At 62.4% G+C, this 15,796-nt stretch carries 16 protein-coding genes; 9 read left to right on the top strand and 7 right to left on the bottom strand.

Annotation, left to right across the window (positions count from 1 at the left end):
• Positions 1-48: 48 nt before the first annotated feature.
• On the bottom strand, positions 49-762 hold the full coding sequence (gene phnR, locus QN085_RS06460) for a phosphonate utilization transcriptional regulator PhnR (protein WP_013971418.1): 714 nt from the start codon (positions 760-762) through the stop codon (positions 49-51).
• Positions 763-1,077: 315 nt separating this feature from the next.
• Between phnR and QN085_RS06455 the strand changes: the two genes are divergently transcribed.
• The 6 genes from QN085_RS06455 to QN085_RS06430 all read left to right on the top strand — a co-directional run bounded on the left by QN085_RS06455 (position 1,078) and on the right by QN085_RS06430 (position 6,387).
• Positions 1,078-2,142, top strand: a complete 1,065-nt coding sequence (locus QN085_RS06455; RefSeq protein WP_013971417.1) for an ABC transporter substrate-binding protein — start codon at positions 1,078-1,080, stop codon at positions 2,140-2,142.
• A 147-nt stretch (positions 2,143-2,289) separates the two neighbouring features.
• Positions 2,290-3,096: an alkaline phosphatase family protein gene (locus QN085_RS06450; RefSeq protein WP_013971416.1), complete on the top strand. Its 807-nt coding sequence runs from the start codon at positions 2,290-2,292 to the stop codon at positions 3,094-3,096.
• A complete protein-coding gene (locus tag QN085_RS06445; RefSeq protein ID WP_013971415.1) occupies positions 3,093-3,944 on the top strand; it encodes an ABC transporter permease in 852 nt (283 codons plus the stop codon). Before QN085_RS06450 ends, QN085_RS06445 begins: the two co-directional genes overlap by 4 nt.
• The gene (locus QN085_RS06440) at positions 3,934-4,728 is read left to right on the top strand and encodes an ABC transporter permease (protein ID WP_013971414.1); all 795 of its coding nucleotides are present in this window, start codon (positions 3,934-3,936) and stop codon (positions 4,726-4,728) included. The genes QN085_RS06445 and QN085_RS06440 overlap by 11 nt, the downstream gene beginning before the upstream one ends.
• 1 nt (position 4,729) lies before the next feature.
• The gene (locus QN085_RS06435; RefSeq protein WP_013971413.1) at positions 4,730-5,719 is read left to right on the top strand and encodes an ABC transporter ATP-binding protein; all 990 of its coding nucleotides are present in this window, start codon (positions 4,730-4,732) and stop codon (positions 5,717-5,719) included.
• A gap of 14 nt (positions 5,720-5,733) precedes the next feature.
• Positions 5,734-6,387, top strand: coding sequence for an HAD family hydrolase (locus QN085_RS06430; protein WP_013971412.1), 654 nt, complete (start codon positions 5,734-5,736; stop codon positions 6,385-6,387).
• 123 nt (positions 6,388-6,510) lie between these two features.
• Here the strand turns inward: QN085_RS06430 and QN085_RS06425 are convergent, their stop codons facing one another.
• A complete protein-coding gene (locus QN085_RS06425) occupies positions 6,511-7,473 on the bottom strand; it encodes an NAD(P)H-quinone oxidoreductase (protein ID WP_013971411.1) in 963 nt (320 codons plus the stop codon).
• A gap of 144 nt (positions 7,474-7,617) precedes the next feature.
• Between QN085_RS06425 and QN085_RS06420 the strand changes: the two genes are divergently transcribed.
• On the top strand, positions 7,618-9,699 hold the full coding sequence (locus tag QN085_RS06420; RefSeq protein WP_013971410.1) for a carboxy terminal-processing peptidase: 2,082 nt from the start codon (positions 7,618-7,620) through the stop codon (positions 9,697-9,699).
• Positions 9,700-9,815: 116 nt separating this feature from the next.
• Positions 9,816-10,796 (top strand): EAL domain-containing protein, encoded by a 981-nt coding sequence (locus tag QN085_RS06415; RefSeq protein WP_285689988.1) that lies wholly within the window; start codon positions 9,816-9,818, stop codon positions 10,794-10,796.
• Positions 10,797-10,844: 48 nt separating this feature from the next.
• On the opposite strand, the gene QN085_RS06410 is transcribed toward QN085_RS06415, so the two are convergent.
• From QN085_RS06410 to bamJ, 4 genes are all read right to left on the bottom strand, one after another.
• A complete protein-coding gene (locus QN085_RS06410) occupies positions 10,845-11,213 on the bottom strand; it encodes a hypothetical protein (protein WP_013971408.1) in 369 nt (122 codons plus the stop codon).
• Positions 11,210-11,548 (bottom strand): helix-turn-helix domain-containing protein, encoded by a 339-nt coding sequence (locus QN085_RS06405; protein ID WP_003257349.1) that lies wholly within the window; start codon positions 11,546-11,548, stop codon positions 11,210-11,212. The genes QN085_RS06410 and QN085_RS06405 overlap by 4 nt, the downstream gene beginning before the upstream one ends.
• A 111-nt stretch (positions 11,549-11,659) precedes the next feature.
• Positions 11,660-12,100, bottom strand: coding sequence for a YkvA family protein (locus tag QN085_RS06400; RefSeq protein ID WP_015269270.1), 441 nt, complete (start codon positions 12,098-12,100; stop codon positions 11,660-11,662).
• Positions 12,101-12,392: 292 nt separating this feature from the next.
• Positions 12,393-13,157, bottom strand: a complete 765-nt coding sequence (gene bamJ, locus QN085_RS06395) for a BamJ family beta-barrel-assembly machinery protein (RefSeq protein WP_003257347.1) — start codon at positions 13,155-13,157, stop codon at positions 12,393-12,395.
• Positions 13,158-13,447: 290 nt separating this feature from the next.
• Here bamJ and QN085_RS06390 point away from each other — a divergent pair, with 290 nt between their 5' ends.
• Positions 13,448-14,728: a hypothetical protein gene (locus tag QN085_RS06390; protein WP_280044871.1), complete on the top strand. Its 1,281-nt coding sequence runs from the start codon at positions 13,448-13,450 to the stop codon at positions 14,726-14,728.
• 67 nt (positions 14,729-14,795) lie between these two features.
• Here QN085_RS06390 and pcaQ read toward each other — a convergent pair whose 3' ends face one another.
• Positions 14,796-15,728: a pca operon transcription factor PcaQ gene (gene pcaQ / locus QN085_RS06385; protein ID WP_285689980.1), complete on the bottom strand. Its 933-nt coding sequence runs from the start codon at positions 15,726-15,728 to the stop codon at positions 14,796-14,798.
• Positions 15,729-15,796: the final 68 nt, after the last annotated feature.

Here is a 15,796-nt window from a genome sequence, read left to right as displayed (position 1 = left end):
CTGTGCGGCCCCTGTGGGAGCGGGCGAGCCCGCGAAGAAGCCAACACCTCAACCCGCCTGGGCGCGGATGCGGATGGCATCATGCCGCCAATACTCCAGGTCGCAGTCGATCAGGTGCCCATGCTGGTCACTGTTGACCCGGGTGATATGCAACCCGGGGCTTCCCGCCGACACCTTCAAGGCACCGGCTGCCTCCACCGGCAACGCCGTCGGCAAGATCTCGAAGCACACCTGCCCATACTGGATGCCGTACACCCGCCCATAAATCTCGGTCAGCGACTGGGCCAGGTCCTGCTCGAGAATCTCCGGGAAGTACCTGGGGTTGAGGTAGTGCTCGGCATACAGCACCGCCCGCCCATCGATCCGCCGCAACCGGCAGATACGTACCACGCTGGACAACGCAGGCAGTTGCAAGCGCGCACAGATGGCCGCCGACGCCGGCTGCAGCCGAGCTGACAAGAGTTCGGTACTGGGCACCCGCCCCTGGTCGCGGACCATGGCATGGAAGTGGCTGCGCTCGATCAGGTCGTAGGTCAGCCGCTCGGGCGCGACGAACCAGCCGCGACGCTCTTCGCGGTAGATCAGCCCCTGGGCTTCCAGCTGCACCAGCGCCTCACGCAGGGTAATGCGCGTGGTATCGAACACCTCGCTGAGCTTGCGCTCGGCCGGCAGCTTGCCGCCCGGCGCCAGCAGGCCGTGCTCTATCTGTTCCTGCAGGGCGTGACAGATGGCTGTTACCGCACGCGGTGGCATCGGCTGCATCAAAGGTTACCTATCTGGACTAGTCCAGCCCCAGAACAGGGCACTTGGAGAATAGTGCAAGCCTAGGCAGGGCTGATGAACATCCTGTGACAAGGCTTTGACCAGACACTGCCAGAAACGCGCCAAGCCAGCAGAACCGGGGCGGTTCAGTGGTCTACGCTGTAGCTTCAGGGCCTTCATCGGCCCTTCCCTACATCAAACTGTCACGCAAGCAGCCTACCTTGGCTCAAGGTTTGCTGACCTAGACCAACGGTCACCAGACAACGGCTTCACTCATAACAACCATCGCTAAAGGCACCCACCAAGGAGCTTCGGATGAAAAAGTTGTTCATGGCGTCACTGCTCGGTTCGGCCATCGCCCTGTGTACCACGGCAATGGCCGCCGATACCGACCTCAAGGCCCTGGAAGACGCCGCCCGCAAGGAAGGCAACGTCAACAGCGTGGGCATGCCCGATGCCTGGGCCAACTGGAAAGGCACCTGGGAAGACCTGGCCAGCAAGTACGGCCTGAAGCACAGCGACACCGACATGAGCTCGGCCCAGGAAATCGCCAAGTTCGAAGCCGAGAAGGACAACGCCAGCGCCGACATCGGCGACGTGGGTGCCGCCTTCGGCCCGATCGCCGTGAGCAAGGGCGTGAGCCAAGCGTACAAGCCGAGCACCTGGGACCAGGTGCCGACCTGGGCCAAGGACAAGGACGGCCACTGGGCGCTGGCCTATACCGGCACCATCGCCTTCATCATCAACAAGGACCTGGTCAAGGAAGGCGAGCGGCCAACGACCTGGCACGACCTGGAAAAAGGCAAGTACAAGGTTGCCATCGGTGACGTCGGCACCGCAGCCCAGGCCGCCAACGGCGTGCTGGCAGCGGCTATCGCCTACAAGGGTGACGAGACCAACCTGGCACCGGGCCTGCAACTGTTCACCAAGCTGGCCCAGCAGAAGCGCCTGTCGCTGGCCAACCCGACCATCCAGACCCTGGAGAAGGGCGAGGTGGAAGTGGGCGTGGTGTGGGACTTCAACGGCCTGAGCTACCGTGAACAGATCGACCCCAAGCGTTTCGAAGTGCTGATCCCGTCGGATGGCTCGGTGATCTCCGGCTATACCACCATCATCAACAAGTACGCCAAGCACCCGAATGCGGCCAAGCTGACACGTGAATACATCTTCAGCGATGCCGGGCAGATCAACCTGGCCAAAGGGCATGCGCGGCCGATCCGTGCCGAGCACCTGAAGCTGCCGGACGATGTGCAGGCCAAGCTGCTGCCCAACGAACAGTACAAGGCTGCACAGCCGATCAAGAATGCCGAGGCCTGGGAAGCGAGCTCGAAGAAACTGCCGCAGATGTGGCAGGAGCAGGTGATCATCGAGATGGAGTAAGGGGCTAGTTTCTCTAGCGCCTGGACGGGCCCTTTCGCGGGTAAACCCGCTCCCACAGGTACAGCGCACACCTCAAGGCCGGCGCATGACCCTGTAGGAGCGGGTTTACCCGCGAAGAAGCCAACGCGGTTTATGACTGGAGCCACCATGCAACACAACGTCATTCTGGTCCTGCTCGACGGCCTCAACTACCAGGTCGCGCATCATGCCATGGGCCACCTGCACGCCTACGTCGAGGCCGACCGTGCCGCGCTATACCGCGTGGAATGCGAACTGCCGTCGCTTTCGCGGCCGCTGTACGAGTGCATCCTCACCGGTGTACCGCCGATCGACAGCGGCATCGTGCACAACAACGTCAACCGTCTGTCCAACCAGCGCAGCGTGTTCCACTACGCCCGCGAGGCCAACCTGGGCACTGCGGCTGCGGCATATCACTGGATGAGCGAGCTGTACAACCGCTCGCCCTTCGACCCGCAGCGCGACCGCCATACCCACGCACCGAAGCTGCCGATCCAGCACGGGCTGTTCTACTGGGACGACCGTTACCCCGATTCGCACCTGCTGGCCGATGGCGAATACCTGCGCCGCCGCCACGCCCCCAATTTCCTGCTGGTGCACCCGATGAGCATCGACGATGTCGGCCACCATCACGGCCTGGACAGCAGCCAGTACCGCAACGCCGCGCGCAGCGCCGACATCCTGCTGGCCGACTACCTGCCAGGCTGGCTCGAAGAGGGCTACCAGGTACTGGTCACCGCCGACCACGGCATGAACAACGACCGCTCGCACAATGGCCTGCTGACCGAGGAGCGCGAAGTGCCGCTGTTCGTCTTCGGCGATGCCTTCAGCCTCGACCCTGCGGCCAAACCGCTGCAGACCGAGTTGTGCGGGACCATCTGCGAGCTGCTCGGCGCGCCGCATGACAAGACCGTCTGCCGGGAGCTGCTGAAGTGACCACACCCAAGAGCAGCAACACCCGTGGCCGCTACCTGGCCCTGCTCTGCCTGCTACCGTTCGCCGTGTTCTTCGTCATCTTCCAGATCGCCCCGCTGGCCTGGGTGGCGATCAACAGCCTGCAATCGGAAGCGGGTTGGGGCGTGGACAACTTCAGCAAGGTATTCGCCTCGAAGTTCTACCTGCAGGCCCTGCAACGCAGCCTGGAGATCAGCTTCTGGTCGAGCCTGTTCGGCATCGTCATCGCCACTCTGGGCGCCTACTCGCTGCGCCAGGTGGACTCGAAGCTGCGCGACTTCGTCAGCGCCTTCGCCAACATGACCAGCAACTTCGCCGGGGTGCCGCTGGCCTTCGCCTTCATCATCCTGCTCGGTTTCAACGGCGCGCTGACCCTGCTGCTGAAGCAGGTCGGCCTGCTGGAGGACTTCAGTATCTATTCCAAGAGCGGGCTGATCCTGGTGTACACCTACTTCCAGATCCCGCTTGGCGTGTTGCTGCTGTACCCCGCGTTCGACGCACTGCGCGAAGACTGGCGCGAGTCGGCCGCACTGCTGGGGGCCAGCCACTGGCAATTCTGGCGACACATCGGCCTGCCGGTGCTGACCCCGGCACTGCTGGGCACTTTCGTCATCCTGTTGGCCAACGCCCTCGGTGCCTACGCCACCGTGTACGCGCTGACAACCGGCAACTTCAACGTACTGCCGATCCGCATCGCCGGCCTGGTGGCCGGTGACATCAGCCTCGATCCCAACCTGGCCAGCGCCCTGGCGATGGTACTGGTGGGGCTGATGACGCTGGTCACGGTGATGCACCAATGGCTGCTGAAAAGGAGCTACCATGCGCGCTGACGCCCGTTCCGGCGGCTGGTACCACCGCGCCGTGGTCTACCTGCTGTTCCTCATCCTGCTGCTGCCGCTGGCCGGCACCCTGCTCTACTCGCTGGCCACCAGCTGGTCGGCCAGCCTGCTGCCCAGCGGCCTGACCTTCAAGTGGTACATCGCGCTGTGGAGCGAGCCGCGCTTCCTGGCCGCCTTCGGCCAGTCGCTGCTGGTGTGCGTGGGCGCGCTGCTGCTGTCGGTGGTACTGATCCTGCCGCTGCTGTTCGTGGTGCACTACCACTTCCCGAGGCTCGATGCGCTGATGAACATCCTCATCCTGCTGCCGTTCGCGGTGCCGCCGGTGGTGTCGTCGGTGGGGCTGCTGCAGCTGTATGGCAGCGGGCCCATGGCCATGGTCGGTACACCGTGGATCCTGATCGGCTGCTATTTCACCATCGCCTTGCCGTTCATGTACCGGGCCATTACCAACAACCTGCAGGCGATCAACCTGCGCGACCTGATGGACGCCGCCCAGCTGCTGGGCGCCAGCACCTGGCAGGCGGCGCTGCTGGTGGTGCTGCCGAACCTGCGCAAGGGCCTGATGGTGGCACTGCTGCTGTCGTTCTCGTTCCTGTTCGGCGAGTTCGTGTTCGCCAACCTGCTGGTCGGCACCCGCTACGAGACCCTGCAGGTGTACCTGAACAACATGCGCAACAGCAGCGGCCACTTCAACAGCGCGCTGGTGATCTCGTATTTCGCCTTCGTGCTGGTACTGACCTGGGTCGCCAACCGCCTGAACAAGGACAAGACCTGACATGAGCTTCGTCAGCGTACAGAAACTGCAAAAAAGCTACGCCGGCAGCCCGGTGTTCGAGAACATCGACTGCCATATCGAACGCGGTGAGTTCGTCACCCTGCTTGGCCCGTCCGGTTGCGGCAAGTCCACGCTGCTGCGCTGCATCGCCGGGCTGACCCCGGTGGACAGCGGGCAGATCCTGCTCGACGGCCATGACATCGTACCGCTGAGCCCGCAAAAGCGTGGCATCGGCATGGTGTTTCAAAGCTATGCGCTGTTCCCCAACATGACCGTGGAGCAGAACGTCGCCTTCGGCCTGCGCATGCAGAAGGTCAAGGCCGACGAAAGCCAGGCCCGGGTACGCGAGGCGCTGGAACTGGTGGAACTGGGCAACTTCGCCGGGCGCTACCCGCACCAGTTGTCCGGCGGCCAGTGCCAGCGCGTTGCCCTGGCCCGCTCGCTGGTCACCCGCCCGCGCCTGCTGCTGCTCGACGAGCCGCTGTCGGCGCTGGATGCGCGCATCCGCAAGCACCTGCGCGAGCAGATCCGCGCCATCCAGCGCGAGCTGGGGCTGACCACCATCTTCGTCACCCACGACCAGGAGGAGGCGCTGACCATGTCCGATCGCATCTTCCTGATGAACCAGGGGCGCATCGTCCAGAGCGGCGATGCCGAAACCCTCTACACCGCGCCGGTGGACCTGTTTGCCGCCGGCTTCATCGGCAACTACAACCTGCTCGACGCCGACAGCGCCAGCCGCCTGTTGCAGCGCCCGGTGGCCAGCCGCCTGGCGATACGCCCCGAGTCGATTACCTTGGGCATCAACGGTGAACTGGACGCCGAAGTGCGCAGCCACAGCCTGCTGGGCAACGTGATCCGCTACCGGGTGCGGGTGCGCGAGGTGGAACTGGTGGTCGACGTGCTCAACCGCTCACCGTCCGACCTGCACGCGGACGGGCAACGGGTAAGCTTGTCGATCGACCCCACGGCGCTACGGGAAGTGGCCTAAGGAGAATCAACACCATGGCACTGGCAATTTTCGATCTGGACGAAACCCTGATCCACGGCGACTGCGCCTCACTGTGGAGCGAGCAGATGGCCCGGCTAGGCTGGGTCGACGGTAAAGCCTTCCTGCGCCGCGACCATGAGTTGATGGAAGCCTATGGCAAGGGCCACCTGCGGATGGAGGACTACATGGCCTTCAGCCTGGAGCCGATTGCCGGGCGCACCCTGGAAGAGGTCGAGCACCTGGTAGCACCGTGGGTCGAAGAGGTGATCGAGCCAATCATCTACGGCGACGCCTGCCGCTGCATTGCCGAGCACCGCAAGCGCGGGGATCGCATCCTGATCATTTCGGCGTCGGGTACGCACCTGGTCGGGCCGATTGCGGCGCGGCTGGGGGTGGACGAATACCTGGCGATCGAACTGGAGGCGGTGAACGGGGTTTATACCGGCAAGACCCACGGGGTGCTGACCTACCGCGAAGGGAAGATCACGCGGTTGCTGGAATGGCTGGACCAGGAGCAGGAGAACCTGGAAGGCGCGACTTTCTATTCCGACTCGCGCAACGATTTGCCGCTGTTGCTGAAGGTGGATCATCCGCATGTGGTGAACCCGGATGCGGTGTTGCGGGAGCATGCCGAGATCAACAAGTGGCCGATCCTGAGCTGGGCCTGAGGTAATCGCATTGCCTGCACCGGCCCTTTCGCGGGTAAACCCGCTCCCACAGGGACCACACAGTTTTCAAGCCTGTGGTAATCCCTGTGGGAGCGGGTTCACCCGCGAAGAGGCCAGGCCTGCTTACATCAGGCTAGGGTCTATCACCATCACCAGCTTGCCCGACACCTGGTTGGTCTCAAGCTCGGCATACGCCGCCTGGCCAAACTCCACCGGGTAGGTGTCCACCAACTGCGGCGACAGGCGCCCTTCGGCAAACAGCGGCCACACCTGCTGCTGCAACTCGCGCAGCAGTTCGGCCTTGAAGCCGTCATCGCGGTTACGCAGCGTGGAACCGGTAATCTCCAGGCGCTTGCCCAGTACCTGTGCCAGGTCCAGCTCGAACTTGCGCCCGCCCATCAGACCGATGATCACCCAGCGCCCGTCACGCGCCAGCAACTTGAGGTTGAGCTCGCCGTAGCTGGCGCCCACCGGGTCGAGAATCACGTCGAACGGGCCAAAACCTTCCAGCGCTTCCAGGTTTTCGTTACGTACCACACCACCGGCGGCGCCCAGCGCCTCGCAGTAGGCCAGGCGGTCCTGGGAACCGACGCTTACCCATACCGGGCTGCCGAACGCCTTGCACAGCTGGATGGCGGCCGAGCCAACGCCGCTGGCGCCAGCGTGCACCAGCACCTTCTCGCCAGCTTTCACGCCACCCAGCTGGAAGATGTTCAGCCAGGCAGTGGCATATACCTCCGGCAACGCCGCCGCTTCGTGCAGGCTCAGGCCTTCGGGCACCGGCAGCACGTGGCGGGCATCCACCACCACTTCCTCGGCCATGGCGCCGCTGGCCAGCAGTGCGCACACCCGGTCACCCACCCGCCAGTCGGCACCGGCCCCCACTTCCTCGATCACCCCGGAGCACTCCAGGCCCATGTACGGGCTGGCGCCTGGCGGTGGTGGGTACAAACCTTTCATCTGCAGCAGATCGGCGCGGTTCAGCCCCGCAGCAGCCACGCGAATGCGCACTTGACCCGCGTCGCAGGCCGGGCGCTCGGCCTCGACCCAAGCCACATGTCCGTCAACGCCTTGCAATGCCTTCACAGTGCCTCCATAGTTGAATCATATGACCGAGCCTGGGAACGCCAAGTCCCCAGGCTTTTTGCAGTATGCATCCGGTTTTTTGCAACCGGTGAACAGAAAAGACGGCCTACTATGCGTGATCAATTGTCTCCACGTCGAATCAGCATGAAGCATTTCCTCCCAAGCACCGCCCTGGCGCTGATGATCGGCCTGGGCAGCCTCACGCTCGGCGGCAATGCGGCGGCCGCCAACAAATGGGACAGCCTGCAGCCGGACCGCGACGAGATCGTCGCCAGCCTCAACGTGGTGGAATTGCTCAAGCGCCACCACTACAGCAAGCCGCCGCTGGACGACGCCCGTTCGGTCATCATCTATGACAGCTACATCAAGCTGCTGGACCCGGCGCGCAGCTACTTCACCGCTGCCGACATCGCCGAATTCGACAAATGGAAAACGCAATTCGACGATTTCCTCAAGAGCGGTAACCTGGACCCGGGCTTCACCATCTACAAACGCTACCTGGACCGCGTCAAGCAACGTCTGGACTTCGCCCTGGCCGAGCTGAACAAGGGCGTGGACAAGATCGACTTCAACGCCAAGGAAACCTTGCTGATCGACCGCAAGGACGCCCCGTGGATGAAGGACCAGGCCGAGCTCGACGATTTGTGGCGCAAACGCGTCAAGGACGAAGTGCTGCGCCAGAAGATCGCCGGCAAGGAACCCAAGCAGATCCAGGAAACCCTGACCAAGCGCTACAAGAACCAACTGTCGCGCCTGGACCAGACCCGTGCCGAGGACATCTTCCAGGCCTACATCAACACCTTCGCCCAGTCCTACGACCCGCACACCAACTACCTGTCGCCGGACAACGCAGAAAACTTCGACATCAACATGAGCCTGTCGCTGGAAGGCATCGGCGCAGTACTGCAAAGCGACAACGACCAGGTCAAGATCGTGCGTCTGGTGCCGGCAGGCCCGGCGGCCAAGACCAAGCAGGTGGCACCGGCCGACAAGATCATCGGTGTGGCCCAGGGCAACAAGGAGATGGTCGACGTGGTCGGCTGGCGCCTGGACGAAGTGGTCAAGCTGATCCGCGGCCCGAAAGGCTCGGTGGTGCGCCTGGAGATCATCCCCGCCAGTAACGCGCCTAGCGACCAGACCAGCAAGATCGTGTCGATCACCCGCGAGGCGGTGAAGCTCGAGGAGCAGGCAGCGAAGAAGTCGGTGCTCAAGCTCAAGCAGGACGGGCGTGACTACAAGCTGGGCATCATCGAGATCCCGGCCTTCTACCTCGACTTCAAGGCCTATCGCGCCGGTGACCCGGAGTACAAGAGCACCACGCGTGACGTGAAGAAGCTGCTGACCGAGCTGCAGAAAGAAAAAGTCGACGGCGTGGTCATCGACCTGCGCAACAACGGCGGCGGCTCGCTGCAGGAAGCCACCGAGCTGACCAGCCTGTTCATCGAGAAAGGCCCGACCGTGCTGGTGCGCAACAGCGACGGCCGTGTCGACGTGCTGGAAGACGAAAACCCCGGTGCCTTCTACAAGGGCCCACTGGCACTGCTGGTCAACCGCCTGTCGGCCTCGGCTTCGGAGATCTTCGCCGGTGCCATGCAGGACTACCACCGTGCGCTGATCATCGGCGGCCAGACCTTCGGCAAAGGCACCGTGCAGACCATCCAGCCACTCAACCATGGCGAGCTGAAGCTTACCCTGGCCAAGTTCTACCGGGTTTCCGGGCAGAGCACCCAGCATCAGGGCGTGCTGCCGGACATCGACTACCCGTCGATCATCGATACCAAGGAGATCGGCGAGAGCGCCCTGCCCGAGGCCATGCCGTGGGACACCATTCGCCCGGTGGTCAAGCCGGCGGCCGACCCGTTCAAGCCGTTCCTGGCCCAACTCAAGGCGCAGCATGAAGCGCGCAGCGACAAGGATGCAGAGTTCACCTACATCCGCGACCGCCTGGCCCTGACCCAGAAGCTGATGAACGAAAAGACCGTCAGCCTCAACGAGCAGGACCGTCGTGCACGCCACGATGCAATCGAGGCCAAGCAGCTTGCACTGGAGAACATCCGCCGCAAGGCCAAGGGTGAAGAGCCGCTGAAGGAGCTGAAGAAAGAGGACGAGGACGCGCTGCCGACCGAGGATGAAAACACCAAGCCGGAAGACGATGCCTACCTGTCGGAAACCGGCCGCATCCTTATCGACTACCTGAGTGCAAGCACCAAGGTGGCCAAGAAGTAAGACTGTGGCAATGATGGCAAATTAGCTTTACTTGTCATCAAACAGTCATCGCGCTGTCGTGAAATAGAGGGGCCGGGCGTGGAATCGCCCGGCCCTTTCATTTTCAGGAATACGCCATGACCGTCGCCGAACAGCTCAGTGCCTTGAGTGCCATCCTGGCTCAACGCAGCATCCACAGTCTGTTCCAGCCGATCATGTGCCTGAGCGAGCAACGGGTTTTCGGCCATGAGGCGTTGAGCCGCGGGCCGTCCAACAGCCCGCTGCACGCACCGCTGAACCTGTTTACCATCGCCCGCCAGGCCGGCCGCCTGACCGAACTGGAGGCTGCCTGCCGGGAAAGCGCCTGCCGGCGTTTCAGCGAACAGCAGTTGCAGGGCAAGCTGTTTCTCAACATCTCGCCTGAATCGCTGCTGGAGCCGCACTACCCCTCCGGGCAGACCCTGAAACTGCTCGAACAAGTCGGCCTGCCACCCAGCCGGGTGGTGATCGAGCTGACCGAACATACCCCGACCGACGACTTTCAGCTGCTGTCCAATGCGCTGCACCACTACCGGGACATGGGCTTCTCGATTGCCATCGACGATCTGGGAGCGGGTTATTCGAGCCTGCGCCTGTGGTCGGAGCTGCGCCCCGAATATGTGAAAATCGATCGCCACTTCATCGACGGCATCCACCGCGACCCGCTCAAGCGTGAGTTCGTCGGTTCGATATTGCAGATTGCCCGGGCGTCGAAGGCGCAGGTAATTGCCGAAGGCATCGAGATGGCGGAGGAGCTGGCGGTGCTGGTGGAGATGGGGGTGGACTTGGTGCAGGGCTACCTGCTGGGGCGGCCGCAGGAGCTGGGGGCGCGCGAAAGCCGGCCACTACCGGGGCTGATGAACGTTCCGCAGGCCGAACAGCCGACGGTGCGGCTCAACGCGACGATTGGGCAGTTGCTGGAGTTGTTTGGCCGGCACCGGCACCTGGAGGTATTGGAGGTGGTAGATGCCGATGGCAGGGCTTGTGGGCTGATCCACAGAGATGCTTTGCCTGTTCCGGCCTCTTCGCGGGTAAACCCGCTCCCACAGGTACAACACAAGGCTCAAGACCTGTGGTGAATCTGTGGGAGCGGGTTTACCCGCGAAGAGGCCGGGACAGGCAACGAATCAGGCCGTTTCGGGATAGCTGTACTCGAACACCCTGACCACCTCGGAGGCATGCCATGAGGCCGCTTCCATGCCGTCGACCGGCCCGGAAAATCGGCCCAACCGTTCAACGCACTCAAAAAACCCGGTACGCGGCAAACGGCTGGCACCCTGGCTGATCACCAGCGAGCTGCGCAATGGCTGCTCTGCGCGGGCATCCAGCACCGCCAGGTACTCCAGCGCGGCTGTCAGCGTCTGCATGGCCGGGCTGGGCAACTGCAAACGCTCGATCAGCGCTCGATAGGTCAGCAAGTGACGTTGACGACGGGCCAGGTCAAGCTCGCCCAGCAGGTTATCCCAGTGCTGACGGCTGATCCTGACCTGGCTCATGATGGTTCGCTCCAGCCAGCCACCCCCAGATGCCAGGCCAGGGCACGGCGGATAGCAGCATCCGGCTGGCGTTCACCTGATTCGATCATGGCCAGGTATGCCGGGCTTACCCCGACATTGCGCGCCAGTTGCTCAGGGGCAATGCCCTTGGCCTGGCGAATCTGTGCCACTTCGCTGAAGGCCGGCAATGGCGCACTGGCCACATCGCCCTGCGCTTCACTGGCAAGCACCTCGGCTGGTGCCTGCCCAGCGGCCTTGAGCAGTGCCTGGTACTGTTCCCAGGGAACGACGGCGTACTCGGGTTGACCGTCCCGGCTGATGACCTGAATACCCATTACAAACCCCTTTAAAAAGGATTACAGCATGTAATCCGTAGGCATAACCCTTATGCCAATTATATTACCAACTCTGGGGTCTGTGCAGTTGCGCTGCGGTTGCGGCCAGTTTCACTGCGTGTTGCGTTCCAACCGCAGCGCTTCGGGGGTAGCCGGCAGGCGCTCGACCACGCGCAGCCGTTCGGGCGCCTGGCTGTCGCGCCAGGCCTTGAAGCGCGCCAGTTCGTCAGCCACGGTCTTCAGTACCCAGCCCAGGACCGCGATGTCGTCGAGGAAACCCACGCCCAGCAGCCAGTCGGGGATGGCGTCGATGGGGCTGACGAAATACAGCAGCCCGGCGACGATGGTGACCAGCGCCTTGGGGCTGATGGCACGGTACTCGCCGCGCCACCAGGCCAGGCACAACGACTGCAGCAGCTTCACGTCTTCGCGCAGCTGGCCGATGCGCGGGCCTTTGCGAGCTACCGCGAACAGCAAGGCGGGCAACCGGCCGCGGCTGAGCAGGCGCTCGGCCAACGGCAGGAAACGGGCAAAATTCCAGGGTGCGCTCATGGAGCCTCCAGAGGAAAAGGTTATCCACATTTATTGTGGATAACCTTGTGAACAGGGCGACGTTTCTGACCCCAGGTGCCTGCCAGGCAAGGGCCTCGGTCAGATCGGGCGTTTTTTACACAGTCGTTTCACACCGTGGGTGCGTACGCCGCAAACGATTTGCGTCAGAAGCATCCTGCTGCTTCACGCTGCATTTCCTCGGACAGTATCAGCAGTTGCAGGTTCGTCCAACTACCCGGCACAAACGAAAACGCCCCGTCAGGACGGGGCGTTTTGCGTGAGCCAGCCAGTGTTACTTGGCAGGCGCTTCGGCCGGGGCTTCAGCAGGAGCTTCCGCTTCCGGCTCGGCGCCCTGCAGCTGGGCCGGATCCTTGATGGCGATCAGTTCCAGGTCGAACACCAGTACCGAGTTGGCCGGGATCAGCGGGCTTGGGCTTTGTGCGCCGTAAGCCAGTTCAGCCGGGATGAACAGCTTGTACTTCTCGCCGACGTGCATCAGCTGCAGGCCTTCGACCCAACCCGGGATCACGCCGCTGACCGGCAGGTCGATCGGGCTGCCGCGCTCGACGGAGCTGTCGAACACCTTGCCATCGATCAGCTTGCCTTCGTAGTGGACGGTGACCACATCAGTCGCCTTGGGTTGCGGGCCATCGGCCTTCTTGACCACTTCGTACTGCAGGCCCGAGGCAGTGGTGACCACGCCTGGCTTCTTGGCGTTTTCCTCGAGGAATTTCTTGCCGGCGGAGGCGGCTTCTTCGCTGGCCTTGGCCAGGCGCTCTTCGGCACGTTTCTGCAGCGCAGTGAAGGCCTCTACCAGCTCTTCGTCCTTGATGCGCTGTTCCTTCTTGCCAACGGCGTCTTCGATGCCGAGGGCTACTGCTTTCGAATCAAGGTCTTCCATGCCTTCCTGAGCCAGGCTCTTGCCCATGTTCAGGCCGATACCGTAGGAGGCTTTCTGTGCCGGAGTCTTCAGCTCGGGGCTGCTGGTCTGTTGATCACAGCCAGCCAGTACCAGGCCTACCAGGGCAACCGCAGCCGCCAAACGATGCTGTTTCATGCTATTTCCTTGTTCATGCGCCAAAAGGGCAATCAGGGTAAAGCCGCGAGCTTAGCAGGCGGCCATGACCAATGGCTACCGGCATAGGAGCGAGTTTTGGTAAGGAAGTTCAGTAAGTGAAGACATCTTCATTCTCCCGATTGCAGCCACTGGCCAGTATGGTACTTGACACTGTCTTCTTCCTTGGCAACTGGCATTTCTGCCAGTAGCACCAACCGATGCGCAGGCGCCTAATCGAAGGGCAAGTTGAAAATATCGATGCGAAAGCCCAAGCATAGGAGCTAACAGCCATGTCAACCAAGTACCAGGTCGAACATTTCAAAACCCGCCTACAACCACGCCGCCCCAGCGCGGCAAAACTGCAAGTGGCCCCGGTGGATGAGAATTTTGGTGACCAGGGTTACTGCTATTTGGTGGATCAGGACTCCGCGCGCCACTCGCTGTGTGCCGACATCGTTCAAAGCCCGATCAAAGCGGGCGTATTTTATTCTGTGGCACAATTTTATCGAACTGCAGACAACCAAAATGACACATTCATCGTGCGCCTTGATGCGGACGGCAAGGTCGAAAAACGCCTCGTGAAGATCCAGGATCATCTGAGTGAAGGAACGTTCTGGCCTGAGCAGCTGATTGCAGACGCAAACGGTAAAATACTGTGCCTTGGTACCGCAACTGTGCACGATAGCACCGCCAGTCGTATCTGGCGGTTCAATGATGATGGTTCCTTGGACACCGGCTTTGCAGGCAAAGGTTACATCGAAGCTGATGACCTCAATCTGTCGGGCCTCATTCAGATCTGGGCAAGCGCCGACGGGTACTTTGTTACTGGCCAGAGTGGGACATACAAGTTGCTTGCACTGGCGTCGAATGGAAGTATCAACGAGGACTTTGGACAACGTGGAACCGTCGATCTGGCGTCCATATTTTCGCAGCCCGTCATCGGCAGCTTGGGACTGTGCATGGCTGTCTTGGGCCGAAACTGCATCGTAACAGCGATCCTGAACGATGCTGACGATAACTTTTACTCCCAAGTGGTCAAAATAGCCCACGATGGAAAACTTGATACCCAATTTGCGGACCGCGGTCGCTATACGGCAGAACACGGCACCCTGTACCACAACTTGTCCGTCGATGCGCCATCGCAGGTGATCACTGTCTACGGCTCCCATACGTTTGACGACTTTAAAACAGAGTTTCCTGAGGTGCAGAGGCTAGACGCAGACGGCAAGCCTCACGAGAAGTTCAACGAGGGTAACCCCCTTCGATTCACCGATCCCGGTGCCTGGGATCACATGCACGAGTTCGAGGGCCGCCTGATGGGATGGGGTGGTTTCTACACGCATAATCGCGCTGTTTGCTACACACTTGAAGGCCAACTGGATACAAGCTTCGTTCCACCTGACGGATATGGCATGCTCGGTGTACCACCCGGTGCTGGTGGATTCGAACCCGATTATGACGCCTCTGTTGCCTTTGTAGCCAACCCTGGACGCATGCTGGTTTGCGGGCAGAATTTTTACAACGATGACAAAAGCGTAGATGCCGTGATAGCCGCAATTGCCTACTCCTGATGGCGGCCAGCGGCAGCCTGAGCGACGACAAACTCAAGGCACTCAGTGCCCTGTTGAGGGAGCGGGCTCAAGGGTAGGCCCCCTCGCGGTACTGCCCTGCCACCTCACGCAGCACCTCGCACACCCACTGCCCCGGCAGGCTCTGCGGCAAGGCAGCATTGCGACAGATGCCGACCGAGCCGCCCGGCTCGCGCACACCCAGGTCGAGCTCGACCAGCTCGCCCCGGCGCAGGTCGAGCAGCACCGCATCGCGCGGCGCAACCCACACTGCATCACTGCCCAGCAGGTAGCGCCGGCTCAGCGCCAGCGACAGGGTTTCCAGGCGCTGGGCGGGCATCTGGATGCCACATTGCACGAACAGGCTGTCGGCATGCTGGCGGATGGTGGTGCCGGCTGGCGGCAGCACCAGCGGGTAATGTCCAACCTCCCCGCGCTCTACTGGCTTGCTGGCCAGCAGCGGGTGGCCTGGCCGCACCACCAGGCTCATCGACTCGCTGTACAGGTGCTCGAACGACAGGCCCTGGATCTGCGGGCTGTCGGTCATGCGCCCGACCACCAGTTCCAGTTCGCCGAGGCGCAACTGGCCGAGCAGCTGCGCGCTGACTCCGGTGACGACACTGATCACCAGCGCCTCATGCCGCTGGTGCAGGCGGCACAGCACTTCGGGCATGAGCAGGCCTTCGACCGTGGACAGCACACCGATGCGCACCTGCGACGGCGCCCGCGCCTCGCCACGCAGGCTGCTGACGCCATCGCGCAGGGCCTGCACGCTGGGCCCGGCGTAGCGCATGAAACGCGTGCCGGCCGGGGTCAGCTCGACGCCCTGACGGCTGCGCGCGAACAGGCGCGTTTCCAGCAGGTCTTCGAGTTCCTTGAGGGTCTTGGAGATGGCTGGCTGGCTGATTGCCAGGATGTCGGCAGCCCTGGCCAGGCTGCCCTGCCGGGCAATCTCCAGGAAGCACAGCAGGTGGCGGTACTTGATGCGGGTGTCGAGGTTCATGGGCTCAAGCTTACCGCACGCAGATAGCCTGTACCGGCCCTTTCGCGGGTGAACCCGCTCCCACAGGG

Origin of the sequence: Pseudomonas sp. M2(2023), from assembly GCF_030263955.1 — a bacterium.
Lineage (GTDB): Bacteria > Pseudomonadota > Gammaproteobacteria > Pseudomonadales > Pseudomonadaceae > Aquipseudomonas > Aquipseudomonas asiatica.
This window is presented reverse-complemented; position numbering and strand designations above follow the sequence as displayed.